Origin of the sequence: Methylobacterium sp. Leaf93 (assembly GCF_001422345.1) — a bacterium.
Taxonomy (GTDB): Bacteria; Pseudomonadota; Alphaproteobacteria; order Rhizobiales; family Beijerinckiaceae; genus Methylobacterium; species Methylobacterium bullatum.
Window position 1 is genome coordinate 688259 of sequence record NZ_LMMS01000001.1, and the last position, 13724, is coordinate 701982.

The 13724-nt window shown below is 68.4% G+C and carries 10 protein-coding genes and 1 riboswitch; of the genes, 4 read left to right on the forward strand and 6 right to left on the reverse strand.

Annotated features, from left to right (window positions below):
• Window positions 1–40 precede the first annotated feature (40 nt).
• Window positions 41–1150 (forward strand): hypothetical protein, encoded by a 1110-nt coding sequence (locus ASF26_RS02980; protein ID WP_056143777.1) that lies wholly within the window; start codon window positions 41–43, stop codon window positions 1148–1150.
• Between the two features lie 95 nt (window positions 1151–1245).
• Window positions 1246–1803: a DUF1993 domain-containing protein gene (locus tag ASF26_RS02985; protein ID WP_056249260.1), complete on the forward strand. Its 558-nt coding sequence runs from the start codon at window positions 1246–1248 to the stop codon at window positions 1801–1803.
• A gap of 46 nt (window positions 1804–1849) precedes the next feature.
• Here ASF26_RS02985 and ASF26_RS02990 read toward each other — a convergent pair whose 3' ends face one another.
• The 3 genes from ASF26_RS02990 to ASF26_RS03000 all read right to left on the reverse strand — a co-directional run bounded on the left by ASF26_RS02990 (window position 1850) and on the right by ASF26_RS03000 (window position 7139).
• A complete protein-coding gene (locus tag ASF26_RS02990) occupies window positions 1850–4000 on the reverse strand; it encodes a TonB-dependent receptor (protein ID WP_056249264.1) in 2151 nt (716 codons plus the stop codon).
• A gap of 110 nt (window positions 4001–4110) precedes the next feature.
• Window positions 4111–4313, reverse strand: a riboswitch (cobalamin riboswitch).
• A gap of 83 nt (window positions 4314–4396) precedes the next feature.
• Window positions 4397–5500 carry a catalase family protein gene (locus tag ASF26_RS02995; RefSeq protein WP_056249268.1) on the reverse strand — a complete coding sequence of 368 codons (1104 nt, stop codon included), beginning with the start codon at window positions 5498–5500 and terminating at the stop codon, window positions 4397–4399.
• 163 nt (window positions 5501–5663) lie between these two features.
• Window positions 5664–7139: a glucan biosynthesis protein gene (locus ASF26_RS03000; RefSeq protein ID WP_056249822.1), complete on the reverse strand. Its 1476-nt coding sequence runs from the start codon at window positions 7137–7139 to the stop codon at window positions 5664–5666.
• Between the two features lie 238 nt (window positions 7140–7377).
• Between ASF26_RS03000 and mdoH the strand changes: the two genes are divergently transcribed.
• Window positions 7378–9273 carry a glucans biosynthesis glucosyltransferase MdoH gene (gene mdoH, locus ASF26_RS03005; RefSeq protein WP_082477487.1) on the forward strand — a complete coding sequence of 632 codons (1896 nt, stop codon included), beginning with the start codon at window positions 7378–7380 and terminating at the stop codon, window positions 9271–9273.
• A gap of 249 nt (window positions 9274–9522) precedes the next feature.
• Window positions 9523–10545 (forward strand): helix-turn-helix domain-containing protein, encoded by a 1023-nt coding sequence (locus ASF26_RS03010; RefSeq protein ID WP_244475797.1) that lies wholly within the window; start codon window positions 9523–9525, stop codon window positions 10543–10545.
• Between the two features lie 231 nt (window positions 10546–10776).
• Here ASF26_RS03010 and ASF26_RS03015 read toward each other — a convergent pair whose 3' ends face one another.
• From ASF26_RS03015 to ASF26_RS03025, 3 genes are all read right to left on the reverse strand, one after another.
• Window positions 10777–11805, reverse strand: coding sequence for a MerR family transcriptional regulator (locus tag ASF26_RS03015; protein ID WP_056249273.1), 1029 nt, complete (start codon window positions 11803–11805; stop codon window positions 10777–10779).
• Window positions 11806–11984: 179 nt separating this feature from the next.
• On the reverse strand, window positions 11985–12446 hold the full coding sequence (locus ASF26_RS03020; protein WP_018045965.1) for a hypothetical protein: 462 nt from the start codon (window positions 12444–12446) through the stop codon (window positions 11985–11987).
• A gap of 98 nt (window positions 12447–12544) precedes the next feature.
• Window positions 12545–13693: an aminotransferase class V-fold PLP-dependent enzyme gene (locus ASF26_RS03025; protein WP_056249278.1), complete on the reverse strand. Its 1149-nt coding sequence runs from the start codon at window positions 13691–13693 to the stop codon at window positions 12545–12547.
• Window positions 13694–13724 lie beyond the last annotated feature (31 nt).

The following is a 13724-nucleotide window of genomic DNA, read 5'->3' on the forward strand; positions in this document are numbered from 1 at the left end:
AGACTTGTCGAAAGAACAAACGGGTCAGGGAGAGAATCGCATGAGGCTCAGGCTTGCTCTGGCCGCGCTCGTCGTCGCCTTCGCGGGGGCGGCCTCGGCGGAACCCCCGACCTTCCAGGTCGATCCGGCTTGGCCCAAGCCCCTGCCGAACGACTGGATCATGGGCCAGGCCTCCGGCGTCGCGGTGGATGCCGAGGACCGGATCTGGGTGGTGCAGCGGCCCCGCTCGCTGACCGATGACGAGAAGGCGGCGAGCCTCACGCCGCCGCGCACCAAATGCTGCCACCCCGCCCCTCCCGTGCTGGTCTTCGACCAGGCGGGCACCCTCGTCCGGTCATGGGGCGGGCCGGGCGAAGGCTATGACTGGCCGCAGAACGAGCACGGCATCCATATCGACCACAAGGGCTTCGTCTGGCTCGCCGGCAACGGCGAGCAGGACGGTCTGATCCTGAAATTCACGCCGGAGGGCAAATTCGTCCTGCAGATCGGCAAGCAGGGGCCGCAGACCAACAGCCTCGACACCACCCGCCTTGGCCGCCCCGCCGCCATGCAGGTGGACCCGGAGACCAACGAGCTCTTCGTGGCCGACGGCTATTACAACCACCGGGTCATCGTGTTCGATGCCGAGACCGGGGCGTTCAAGCGGATGTGGGGCGCCTACGGCAAGCCGCCCACCGACGAAGCGCTGCCCGCCTACGACCCGGCCGCCGCGCCGGCCCAGCAATTCCGCAACCCGGTCCATTGCGTCCAGATCGCCCGCGACGGGCTGGTCTATGTCTGCGACCGGGCCAATGACCGGGTCCAGGTGTTCCGCCGCGACGGCAGTTTCGTGAAGGAGTTCTTCGTGGAAAAGAACACCCGCGCCAACGGCTCGGTCTGGGAACTGGCCCTCTGGCCCGACCCCGACCAGACCTACCTCCTCAATGCGGACGGCGCCAACAACGAGGTCCGCACCCTCAAGCGCGACACCGGCGAAGTGCTCGGCGCCTTCGGCCGCAACGGCCGCATGGCCGGCGACTTCCACTGGGTCCACAACCTCGCCGTGGACAGCAAGGGCAACGTGTTCACCACGGAGGTGGATACGGGCAAGCGCGCGCAGAAGTTCTTGTTCAAGGGGGAGATGGTGGTGCGCAAGCGGGTGGGGCCGTAGGAGGCCGGAATGGGAAAAAGTAAGCGTCGACTCATGGTGTTCGCTCCCGGGGAAATAGGATAGGCCTTGAAGTAGCCGTCGACGCGAGACTGATTATGTCGCTGACTAACCTTCTGGTACCGACCTACAGGAACATGTTGCGGACGCTGGCCGGGCTGCTGGACAAGGCAGAGCATCAGATGGTGGATCCGGCCAATGGTCTGCTATCGGCGCGTCTGGCACCGGATATGTACCCGTTAGCGTCACAGGTGTGTTTTGCCGCCTACCAAGCTCAGGAGGCGACGTTCCGCCTTCGCGGCGAAGATATTTCCCAATCGCTTGCTGCCGTGGCGGCCGAGGGGCGCAATGCCGGCGACGTGCCCGGCTCAATCGCGGATGCACGGGCTCGCATCGCCGACGCATTGGCGCGTCTGGACAGCCTCTCGGACAATGCCCTCGATTCCGGAGCGACCCTGCAGATCACGATCGAGCTTCCGGGCAACATCACGTTCGATATGAGCGGCGAACAATACGCTCGGGATTGGGCTCTGCCTCAGTTCTACTTCCACGTCATCACCGCCTACGCCATCTTGCGACATCACGGCATCGCGCTCGGCAAAGCCGACTATGTGCCTCACATGTTCGCGTATCTCCGGCCCGGATCGCTGCCATGAGCATGACCGGAGAGCGGCTTGGCTGCCCGCAACCCGCTCCCATTCCTCAAAACCGCCCCGCCACCGTCAACCGCACCGCCATCGGCTCCACCGGATGCAGATGCGTGTCCGCCACCCCGCCGGCGGGCTCTCCCCGCAGCCGCGACTCATAAAAATAATCGATCTGGCTCGCCTTGACGTTGAGCAGGTTGAGGATGTCGAGCTGCACCGTGACGCCGTTGTCGAAATTGTAGCCGATGCGGCCGTTCACCAGGGTGGTGGGCTTCGAGCGGACGGAATTGTCCTCGATGAGCGGGCGTGGGCCGAAATAGCGAAGCCGTAGCGTACCGAACCAGCCCAGCGGCTCGCCCAGCGTGAAGCCGGCGGCCGCGATGGCGGTAGGGGCGGCGGGGATGCGGCTTCCCGCCGGGTCGCGGTCGGCAAAGCGCGCATGGGTCACGGTGAGGTCGGCATCGAGCGCGAGCCACGGCGTCACCGCGTAGTGGTTGGTCCACTCGATGCCGGTGCGCCGGCTCGGGCGGCTCGGCTCGGTGGTGCCCGCATCACCCACGAACAGGTTCTCGGAATCGAAATCGAGCTGGAACAGGGTCACGGTCGATTCGAGACCGGCGATGGAGCGGTTGCGGATGCCGACCTCCGAGCCCACCGAGCGCACCAGCAGGGGCACCCGGTCGAGGGGGAACAAGGGATTGCCCGGATCGACCGTGATGGTCGCGCCCCGCGCGTCGTTGGAGTGGAACCCCTCGCCGTAATTCACGAATAGCTCGGTCCCGATCCAGGGGCCGAACACGACGCCGAGCTTGGGGCTGACGATGCCGTCCCGCGCGTGGCCGGAATTCAACGGATTGTTCGATCTCACGGCGGCGTCGTAGGCGTCGGCGCGCAGGCCGACGCTGGTGCGCAGCCAGTCGGTCCAGCGCAGGCGGTTCTCAAAGTAGAGGGCGGCGCTGCCCTCCTGCACGCGGTCGTCGCGCACGGTGGAGAGGGAGGTGCGCGCCCGCGTGTTGAACAGGCCCACATGGATGTCGTCGAACCGCGCCTGCACGCCGATCTCGTTCTCCATGGGCAGGCCGAACAGCTCACCCTTGAACACCCTGGCGATCTCGCCGCCGGCGACGGTGCGGCTGTCGAGCTGGCGGAACTGGTCGCCATTGACCGGATCGTTGAGGAAATAGGTGAAGTTGTTGAACAGGTTGAGGTTCGAGCGGAGGACATAGGCGCTGGCGCGGGTGACGCCGCCGTCGTCCGACCGGCTCCAGCGGCCCGACAGGGAGAAGCGGCTCGCATTACCCCCATCGCTTGGGTCGAGGGTGCCGAAGCGGCCGATCAGGCCCTCGGAGATCGCCCGCTGAGGGATCTGGTTCGTCGCCGTCCAGCGGTTGGAATAGGCCATGCCGGTGAGGGAGAACCCGTCGAGGGCGGTGCCCTGGCTGTAGCGCAGCACGCCGTTGAGCTTTCGGATATCGTCCGGCACCACCCAGGGGCCGTCATAGACCTGAGCCTCGCCGGCGGCGAGGAGGGTCCCCTCCCCCAGCGGCGCGGAGGCGATGGTGAGCGCCCGCTTGTAGCCGAAGCTGCCGAGGGAAGTGAGCGCGAGAGGGCGGGGCACCGCGTCGATCGTGTCGATCCGCACCGAGCCGGCGGAGGCGAAATCCCCGTCGCGGGCGAAATACGGGCCCTTGTGGAACTCCACCGCGCCGACGAGTTCGGGAATGAGGAAGTTGATGTCGGCATAGCCCTGGCCGTGGCCATGGGTGCGCATGTTGGCGGGCATGCCGTCGATGGTGATGGCGATGTCGCTGCCGTGGTCGAGGTTGAAGCCGCGCAGGAAGTACTGGTTGGCTTTTCCCTCGCCGGAATGCTGCGTGACGATGAGGCCGGGCACGGCTTCCAGTACCTCGCCGGGGCGGGTGACCGGGCGGTCGTTGAGGGCCTTGCCGGTGATGACGCCCGAGCTCGACGTCAGGGCAGGCGCGGACAGCGCGCCGAACGCCTCGGCCCCACCCGCTCCGCCCGTGGCCCCGCCGAGACCGGGACCGGCGGCAGGGGGCGGACGCGTGTCGGCGGCCACGGAGAGTTCGTCGAGGGTCGCCTCGGCGGTGGTCGCCGCGCCGGCCTGGGCGAGGGCCGGTGAGGCGGATGTGAGGATGGCGAGGACGAGGAGGGGATGCAGAGCGTGTGGAGGATGGGCGGACACGGGCGAAACCTCGGGCAACGGCAGTGGCACGTCACCGCGAACGAAGCCGATGCGTTCGCGACATGCGAACGCCCGACACCCCACCGGGACACCCCGCCCGATGCGTTTCGCGTGTGACCACGACTGACGGCAGGTCTCCTGGCTCGCGGGTCACCGCCCTCTCATCGTCTTCCCAGAAGCCGGAGCCTCCAGTGACGTGTTGATGATGGGCTCGCCGCTTACAGTTGCGGGGGCAGCCGCGGCATCGGACGCAAGATCCTCACCGCGTTCCCTTTTGATCCCCCGAAGGGAAACCGTCATCGTCAGGCTAGGTCGGCCGCGACGGGAGGGTCAATGGCGAGATTCTCCCATGCCGACCATCGCCGCCGCCCTGTCGCATCGCGGCAACGTCAGGCGTTACTCCGGCAGCGCGTCGAGGCTTTTCGGCTCCTCGATGCGGCGGCCGTTTGTCTCGGCCCGGAAGCGCTTGCCCATCTCGTAGGCCGATTTGCGCATGCGCATGATGCCACCCAGCGGTCGGTGCGCGGCCAGCCCGTGCCACGGGCTGAACGACAGGCCGTCATCGACGAAAGCCGCGCGCGCCTCGCTCCAGCTCGTCTGCGGCGCGGCGGTGAGGGTGGCGATGGTGCGGTAGGGGCTCGCTGCCTCCGACCAGACCACGGAGGCGTCCTCCACCGGCATGTCCTCGAGGTTCAGGCAGAGCTGCGCCCGCAACTCCCAGGTGCCGCCATGGCGGCGGAAATGCGCCAGCACCGCCTCGCGGATCGCATTGGGGGCGCTCGTGTCGTCCAGCGGCTTATCGGTAAGCGCCGTCAGGTCCGGCGAGACCGGGACGAGCGCGATCTTGGCGACGTGATCGCCGAAGCGCAGCGGAACCTGGCTGTAGAAGCTGTCGCCCAGAATGTGCGTCTCGGGCTGTCCGCCCAGCGTCGCCAGGGCCGGGCTCGGCGAACCGGTGGCCGCCACGACCGCGCTCTGCACGCCGCGCAACGCCGCCGAGGCGACCTTCTTGAGCCCCTCCGCCCGATCCGTGGTCTTGGCGAGGAGCTTCAGGGTCGCCAGGAACTGCTTCGGTCCCGGCGCCGAGAAGGCCGGCCCGTTGACGAGCACGAAATCCTGCGTGGCGTCCCCTTCCGACCCTTCGAGACGCTCGCCCTCGACGCCGACGATCTTGATCGCCACGCCGCGCGGAGTGGAGACGCTGTCGTCCAGGATATCACCGGGGATGGTCGAGAAGCGCATCACCACGGGGTAGCGCCCCGCCTGCGCGAACAGACCCTGCGCCAGTTCGGGGGATAGGCCGGGCGCCACCTCCAACTCGGCCCTCAAGGCGCCATGCGCCTTGGCATGGACGCTGCGGATGGCATGACCGCCATGGGCGAGGGTCTTCTCGCTGATGGAGCGCATGGTCTCGTTCAGGGACCGGCTGGTCTCGGCCTCGTCGGCGTCAGGGGTCTCGACGGCGGGCGTGTAGCGCAGGTAGGGGGACTCGATCGCCAAGGGTGCTGCTCCGGGGGATGGCGGATGCCGCGCCCCGAGGCGCTTCTAAGGCCTTGAGGGAACCGGGCGGCTCCGCAACTTGGTGGTGTTCCAAGTTGAGAATCCCCGACCGGTGCTCCCGTTCCGATCCCTGCGGCAACTCGCCAAGTCGTGAAATCGGCGATCAGGCGGCGTTGTCCCAGGTCTCACTGATCGGACGCCCGCCGCGCATGAGGCGCGCGCGCAGGATGACGTCACCGGGCGGCAGCGGCATCGGCGGACGCCATTCCACGTAGAGGCGCCAGCCCCCGGTCTGGGGCACCCGCTCCACCACCGGATCGACCATGGTGCCGGCGCTGGCCGAGACCTCGGCCGCGATGTCACCGTCTGGGCCGGTGGGCAGGCCCGGTCCTTCGAAATCGATGACGTAGAGGCGCCGCTCCGGACTCGGCGGCGTGGTCGGCCGCAGGCGCTCGGCCGAACCGACATGGGTGGAGACCACCCGGGCGAGCGCGCTCAGCACGGCGGTGTCCGGTTCGGCCCCGATGGTGGCGAGCGTGTAGGCGAGGTCGAGGGCGCTCCCCGCCGTGACGGGTGCGGCCGGCACGAAGGCGGCGACGATGTTGTCCATGTACTCTTCGCGGGACGGGATCTCGAAGAGCTGCACCGCCCCGGCGCCGAACCCCGCCTGGGGCGTGACCCAGAGGCCGGGCCGCGCCTCGTGTCGGGCCTGGACGTCGAGATAGGCGGCAAAGCTTCGCTCGCGCTGGAGAAGCCCGAACCCATCGAGGGGATCGACCCGGAATGCCGAGATCTGCGGATCGCGCCGTCCGTTGCTCAAGGGACGCCACAGGCGGTCGTCCTTGGTCGCCACCACCAGCCCATCGGAATCGTGAACCTGGGGCCGGAAATCGTCGAAGGGCGCGGCTCCGCGCGCGCGCGGACCGTTCTCTCCGTGCAAGAACATGCTGGTGAGTGGCGCGAGGCCGAGACGCGGGATCGCGGCGCGGGGATGCAACGAGGCGGTGACGACCATCCGCGAGGTCTCGCCGGGTTCGACCACGAAACGGTAGGCGCCCGCGAGACTCGGCGAGTCGAGGAGCGCCAGGATCGTGACGGCGCGGGCCTCGGCCTTCGGCTCGCAGATCCAGAACGCCGTGAAGTCCGGAAACTCCTCCGCTCCGGGACCGCCGGTCTGGATCGCGGCACCGCGCGCCGACAGGCCGTATTCCTGCGTCTTTCCGCGAAGCCGGAAATACGAAGCGCCGAGGAAGACCAGGAATTCCTCCTGGTGAGCCGGCTTCCTATCGTCGAAGGCGTGATGCAGCCGGAAGCCGGCAAAGCCGAGATCGCGGGGAAAGTCCTGCCCGGCGAGGTCGGACCCGAGATCGAACAGGCCCGACTGGTACAGGATCGGCTGCGGCGGCCCGTCCGGCGGCTGGAGGAACAGGGCGACGCGCTTCTTCTGCAGGAAGCCGCGATGGAACAGCTGCAGCGAGAACGAACCACCGAGGCGAGGGGCCGCGTCGGGGCGGAAGGTGATCGCGCGGTAGCCGTCGTAGCTGAGGCCGGCGAGCGGGGCCGGGAGATCGTCCGGAGCGGGCCGATAGGGTGAGGCCGCGAGGCGGCGGGCCTGGGCCACGACGCCCTCGAAGGTCATCGGCGCGTCGCGCGGTGGGTCGAGAGTGTCGGCGGCCATCGTTCTGGCGGTATTCAGGTCGACGGCACTAGGCATTATGATGCCTGCTGTCAGACCGAGCGCGGTTCGCAAGGTCTGCCGCCGCGAGAGGGGCTCGCGTCCCGAACGCTCGTCTCCACCGTCGTCCCGTGTCATCGATGCCCTTCGTGTCGTGACGGATGACGGCCCATCTCAGCCTTGATCGAGTGTCCATCGCCCCATGTCCATCACCCGGTTGTCGCACGACGCATCCCAAGCCGGAATCCCGGACCCGGTGATTCCCGCGAGCCGGCCGAGCGAGACGCCCTCGTTCGAGGCGCCGTCGCTCCTGTGGCGGCGGCTCCTGCTGGCCGTGCCGACCCTGGTCACCGCGGCGGCGATCGCGTGGCTCGCCGTGTCCGCCTATGGACGCCCCGACGGCGCCTTGGGCTGGGCCGTGCTGGTCCTGTTCGGCCTCGTGATGGCGTGGCAATCCTTCGTCGCCTGGCAATACGTCTACGGACTCGTGGCGGTCGCGTTCGGCGATGCCGCCAAATCCGCGATCGAGATCCGCTCGGCCACGGTGCCGGCCACCGCCTCGGGCCTGAGCCGCACGGCGGCCGTGGTGGCGATCCATGCCGAGGACGCCGTGGCGGTGTTCGCCGCCCTTCGCGTCATGGCCCGCTCGCTCCAGCGTGGCGGCGGCGACGGGTCCGATATCGACATCTTCGTCCTCTCCGACACGCGTGACGGCGCCATCGCGGCGGTGGAGGAGCATGAATTCGCGCGGATCGAGGCCTGGGCGCGCCTGAACGGCCCCGGCCTGCCGCGCTTCCGCTACCGGCGGCGCCAGGACAATGCGGGCCGCAAGGCCGGCAACATCGCGGAGTTCTGTCGGAGCTACGGCGACGAGTACGATTTCATGATCGTGCTCGATGCCGACAGCCTGATGACCGGCGCCGCCATGCGCCGCCTCGCCCGGCTGATGGAGGAAGCCCCCCGTGTCGGGCTGATCCAGACCGTCTCCTATGCCACTGGCCGGGACACGCTGTTCGCCCGTATCCAGCAATTCGCCGTGCGGCTCTACGCGCCGCTGTCGATCCGCTGCCTCGAGACCTGGCAGGGCGCGGATGGAAGCTATTGGGGCCACAACGCGATCCTGCGGGTCGCGGCCTTCGCCGACAATGCCGAACTGCCGGTGCTGCCCGGCAAGGCGCCGCTGGGCGGCGAGATCCTGTGCCACGACATCGTCGAAGGCGCGCTCCTGCGCCGGGCCGGATGGGAGGTCCGCCTCCTGCCGGAGATGGGCGGCACCTGGGAGGAGATGCCGACGAACCTCGTGGATCTCCTCGGGCGCGAGCGGCGCTGGTGCCAGGGCAACATGCAGCACCTGCGCGTCACCACCCTGCCCGGCCTGCGGGCGGCGAGCCGCTGGCACCTCATCGTCGGCATCCTGTCCTACCTCGCCTGCCCGCTCTGGGTGCTGTTCCTCGCCGCCGCCTCGATCCAGGCCGCCGTGACCGGCGATCTCGGCCTCCTGGCCTATGGGCTCACCGGAACGGGCCTCGCCGCCCATGTGATGGCCGCCCTCGTCGTCGCCGTGATGGCCCTGCCGAAGCTTCTCAGCCTCGGCCATGTCCTGGCCTCGCCGACCCGCCGCGCGGCCTTCGGCGGCACCGCCTCGCTCCTGAAGAGCGCCGTGCTCGAACAAATCGTCTGGGTGCTGCTCTGGCCGGTCATGACGGTCTTTGCCGCGGGTGCCGTCGCCACCACCTTCATCGGCCGCGTGGTGCGCTGGGATTCGCAGGTGCGCGACGACCGTCGGGTGCCGTGGTCCGAGGCGATCCGCCTGCAGGTGGACGCCCTGGTGGCGGGCGCCCTGCTCGCCGGCCTGCTCGTTTATGCCGGCGATCCCTGGCTCGCCCTGTGGATGGGGCCGGTGGCCCTCGCGCTCCTCACGAGCCCGGCCTTCAGCGTCCTGACCAGCCGCGCCGATCTCGGCCGTGCCTCGCAGAGGAACGGCCTGTTCCTCTCCATCGACGACACGGACCGCGCCCCCGAACTCCTCGACCTGGCCTCGGTCCGCCGGGGCGAGGAGCGGGGCCTGCGCCTCCATCAGGAAGCCTGGGCGAGCTGAGAAACCGGCCTCTCCGCGCCACGATGAGGCCGAAGGGGCGACGAAGGGGCGAGAGGCTGGAAGCCAGGTCCGAACCCGATCCGATCTTGCCGTGGATGCGGGCGCGCGGTGTCGCCCGGAGCGGTCATCCGCCCGCTTGCGACCCTTTTACGCTCCACGGACCCCCAACATCCATTTCGGTTGCCTCATCAAGGACTTCATGCCTAACGTCGTGGCTCGGACGGGTCGGGTGACGAAGGATTTGGCTCGTTGGGTGCAGACGACACGACGGCTGAACCGGGCCTGCCGTACTTCTGCCTGACGACGTCGGGCTTGCCTCCCGGAGAGGCTTTCGAGCGATGGCGCACACTCCTGGCGCCGATGTACGAGGTCAGTCCGACGACGCGCTCCGCCGTCCTGCCTTTCGGCACCAACATCGCGTATCCGATCGACGACCTCGTCGCTCATCGCACCCTGCTCTCGACCCAGCGGCTCCAGCGCGATCGCCGACGTGTCGATGCCGGTTCCGACCAGTACATCGTCCAACTCTACCGGTCCGGCCGCTTTCAGGGCACCGTCGCGGGTAAACCGATCTTGGCCTCGGCCGGCACAGTGACCTTCATCGGCCGCCGTCATCTGCTCGATGGCATGCTCGACCGAGCCGATACGACCGGCATCGTGATCCCCTGCTCCCACCTCCACGGGCTACCGCTCGAGGACCATGACATGCTCTTCGATGCGGCCCGCAACCGGTTGCTCGCCGCACGCATTCTGGACCTCTACCGCCGCTTGCCGACCACGCGCCCCGATGACGCCCCGGCTCTCGCCGTCGAGTTCGTTGGCTTCCTACGCCGCCTGCTCGATCCCTCGCGGGCCAAGGACGTGCTCGAAGGCCGCGAACTCGACGGCGGCCTGATGGCGCTGGCCAGGATGATCGTGCGGGAAAACCTGTCCCGGTCCGATCTGTCGCCCGCCTTCGTCGCCGGACAGATGCGGGTCTCGCGGGCCACGCTCTACCGGCTGTTCGAGCCGGAAGGAGGCGTGATGCACTTCGTGCAGGGCGAGCGCCTGAAGGCCATGCGCGACGCGCTGGCCGATCCGATGGAGATGCGCACCCTTGCCCGCTTGGCCGAGGTCTTCGGCTTCAGCAGTGCCTCGCAGCTCAGCCGCAGCTTCCGCAACCGCTTCGGCGCGCCACCCCAGGCTTGGCGGGTCGAGCGTCGGGTGGTTCAGCAGATCAGCGGTCAGGGGACGGTGCAGCACGTCTGGAAGTGGCTTCGCGAAACGCGATGACCTCGTCCGGATGGACCCGGTCGATCGACGCCGAGAGACGGCGGCCGCATCTCATGCCACGCCTCAGTGTTCCTGCCCCGTAGGTCAGGCCCACCGAGGTCCGGTGTGAGGCGCACTGATCCGGGCCTGAAGGCCACCACTTCGCTCTGCGACACTCTCAGGACATTCGCCTTGAACCGGAGGGATCTGCGTTCTCACACGGCCTCGGTGGACAGCCGACATGGCATCCCCTCACCCTATGCCGGGACGTATGGCAACGACCCCTGCCGTACGTGCTCGGACCTTTGGTGACGCAACACAGGTCACCACGGCCTCGTAGCCCTGTCCGCCTGGATACGGAACAACGCGAAGCGGCATGCTGTGGTTGGCCGGGCATAGGATGACGGTTTCAGTTGGCTCAAGCGCATCGAGATCGAGGATAGCCGATGAACGCGTCATCAGGATTAGTGCACGCTTGCTCGTACCTCGAAGACGAAGGTGCGCCATCAGGGCCGTCTGCGTCGCTGCGCTCAGTCCTTCCTCCACCATGTCGATCACAAGGATCGTGGACGTAGCAGCTTCCAGGGCAACGACGAGACGGATCAACCCATCCGACCGCTCCGCCCCTTCCTCGATAAGCCACGTCAATCTGCGTTCCACCTGCTCCGCGAGGGTAGGATCGTCGGCGAGGCGCTGCGAGTGTGTAGGGTCCGACAGGCGGTCAAGGCCGAGGAATACGGCATCGGGCAACGCTGACGCGAGGCTTTGCGCGAAGCGTGTCTTCCCGCTGCCGAGCGGTCCCGTGATGAACGCAAGGCGCGGAACGTGGTGCAGGGCGAACCACTCCCCATCCCACGGCCAGGGTAAGGTAAAACCGACCGTCACCGGAAGGCTTTGAACGACTGCACGAGCTATCGTCGTCGGCTCGGGAACGCGACCCTCGGCGAGGTCCACGCGAAGCGTCCTGAGCCGTTCGAGGGCCTCGGCCGTCCGTTGGCGCTGCTCACTGAGACGTGCTTCGTGCGCAGCGAGGCTGGCATCGAGATCGTGCGGCTTCCCATCGAGAACGCGCGCAACCTGCGCGAGGCTCAGGCCAAGGCTACGCAGTGCTACGATCTCGGATGCCCGAGTCATCGCGGCAACGTCATAGACCCGCCACCCAGTTCGTGTGCGGTCAGGGACGAGCAGGCCGTGCTCCTCGTAGAGGCGGAGCGCTTTCGCGGAAACTCCGAGGGTAACGCTTGCTTGCGCGGGTGTGAGGCTGCGGAGCGTCGGGTTCATGACTCACCTTGGATAGTCGGACCCGACATCTATCGGACCGGCCGCAGGGGCCGGGTCAAGGGCTTCCTTCGGCAAGCCTCTCCATTGCCATCGAGCCACCAATCCCTGTCCCGAAGGTCTGAAAGGGAGAAGAAGCCGAACCACCCTTAATCAAAATGATCGTGTTCTGACCCTGGAAGCTAGGGTTTCTCCAGCACCTCGATCGGGTTGGTGCGCTGGCTCGGCCTGGGCTCGGCGGTGGCCGCACCGGCATTGCCGTCCGGCTTCTCACGCCGGGCGCCGGAGCTGGTATCGGCGCCGGGTCCGGTGCCCTGGGTCGGCACCGTGCCGCTGGCCAGTTCGAGGCAGGTCACCATCTCCACGTAGGACGGGAAGCCGCCGGCCTGGAACTGCTTCTCGCACTGGGTCTTGGCGGCCGGCGAGTAATCGCCCCAGCGGCGCTGGGCTTCCTTGCGCGCCGCCTCCTCCGAACGCAGGCAGCCCTCGACGGTGGCATTATCGCTGACGCTGGCCTCCGCACGGACCGAGGATTTGCAGGTCGCCTGAACGTCGAGCTTGGGCGGTCCATCGGCGGCCGGGGCCACATTCGTGAGGGCGACGAGCGCGAGGGCTCCGGTCAGGAGGGGAACAGGGTATCGCATCGGGTCGTCCTCGCTCGCATCGCGGCGACCGCCCGGCGGCGGTCCGTCCCTCGCACAATGCGCGAAGGGCGGGATCGCACCAAGAACCGACGAGGAAATCAGCCCAGCGCCGCGTCGAGATCCGCGAACAGGTCGTCCACATGCTCGATTCCCACGGAGAGCCGCAGCAGATCGGGCGGACACGGCGTGCCCGGCCCCTCCACCGAGGCGCGATGCTCGATCAGGCTCTCGACGCCGCCGAGCGACGTGGCGCGCTTCCACAGGCGCACCCTCGCCGCCGTGGCGATGGCCGCCTCCTCGCCGGCCGCGACCCGGATCGACAGCATGAAACCGAAGCCGCCCTCCATCTGCCGCGCCGCCACCGCGTGGCCGGGATCGCCCGGCAGGCCGGGATAGAGCACCGAGGCCACGCGCGGATGCGCCGAGAAGCGCCGGGCGAGGTCCGCGGCGGAAGCCGATTGCGCGGCGACGCGAAGCGGCAGGGTCCGCAGCGAGCGCATCAGCAGATAGGCCTCGAACGGCCCGAGGATCGCCCCGCCGCCGGCCCGGATCGCGCCGATGCGCTCCCAGAACGCATCGGCGCGGGCCGAGGCCAGGACACCGGCGACCACGTCGGAATGCCCGTTCAGGATCTTGGTGGCCGAGTGCATGACGATGTCGGCCCCGAGCCGCAGGGGCCGCGTGTGGATCGGCGAGGCGGCGGTGGAATCGATGGCCAGACGCGCCCCCGCCGCGTGCGCGATCTCGGCCGCGGCGGCGATGTCGGTGATGGTCCAGAGCGGATTGCCGGGCGTCTCCACCCAGACGAGCTTCGTCGTGCCCGGCCTGATCGCGGCGCGCAGGGCGTCGAGGTCGTCCATGGTGACGAAATCGAGGCCCCATCCCCGGCGCGGCGCCTCCTGCTGGAGCCAGCGCTTCAAGGCCCAGTACATCACGAGGGGGGCGACGATGTGGTCGCCGGGCTCCAGGGCCGAGAAGACGGCGGTCGCCGCCGCCATGCCGGAGCCGAACAGCATCGCGCCGGCCTCCGCCTCCTCCAGCATGGCGATGACGGCCTCGGCCTCGCGGGTCGTGGCGTTGTCCGGCCGGGCATAGGAGAAGCCCGAACTGTAGCCGTTGTCGGGATCGCGGAGGAACGTCGTCGAGACATGGAGCGGCGCCACCACCGCCCGCGTCACCGGATCGACATGGCCCATGGCCTGCGCGGCGAGGGTGCGCTTGGTGAAGGGGGTGGTGGACTCAGTCATCGGACCATCCGTACGTTGAGGACGTTGGGCT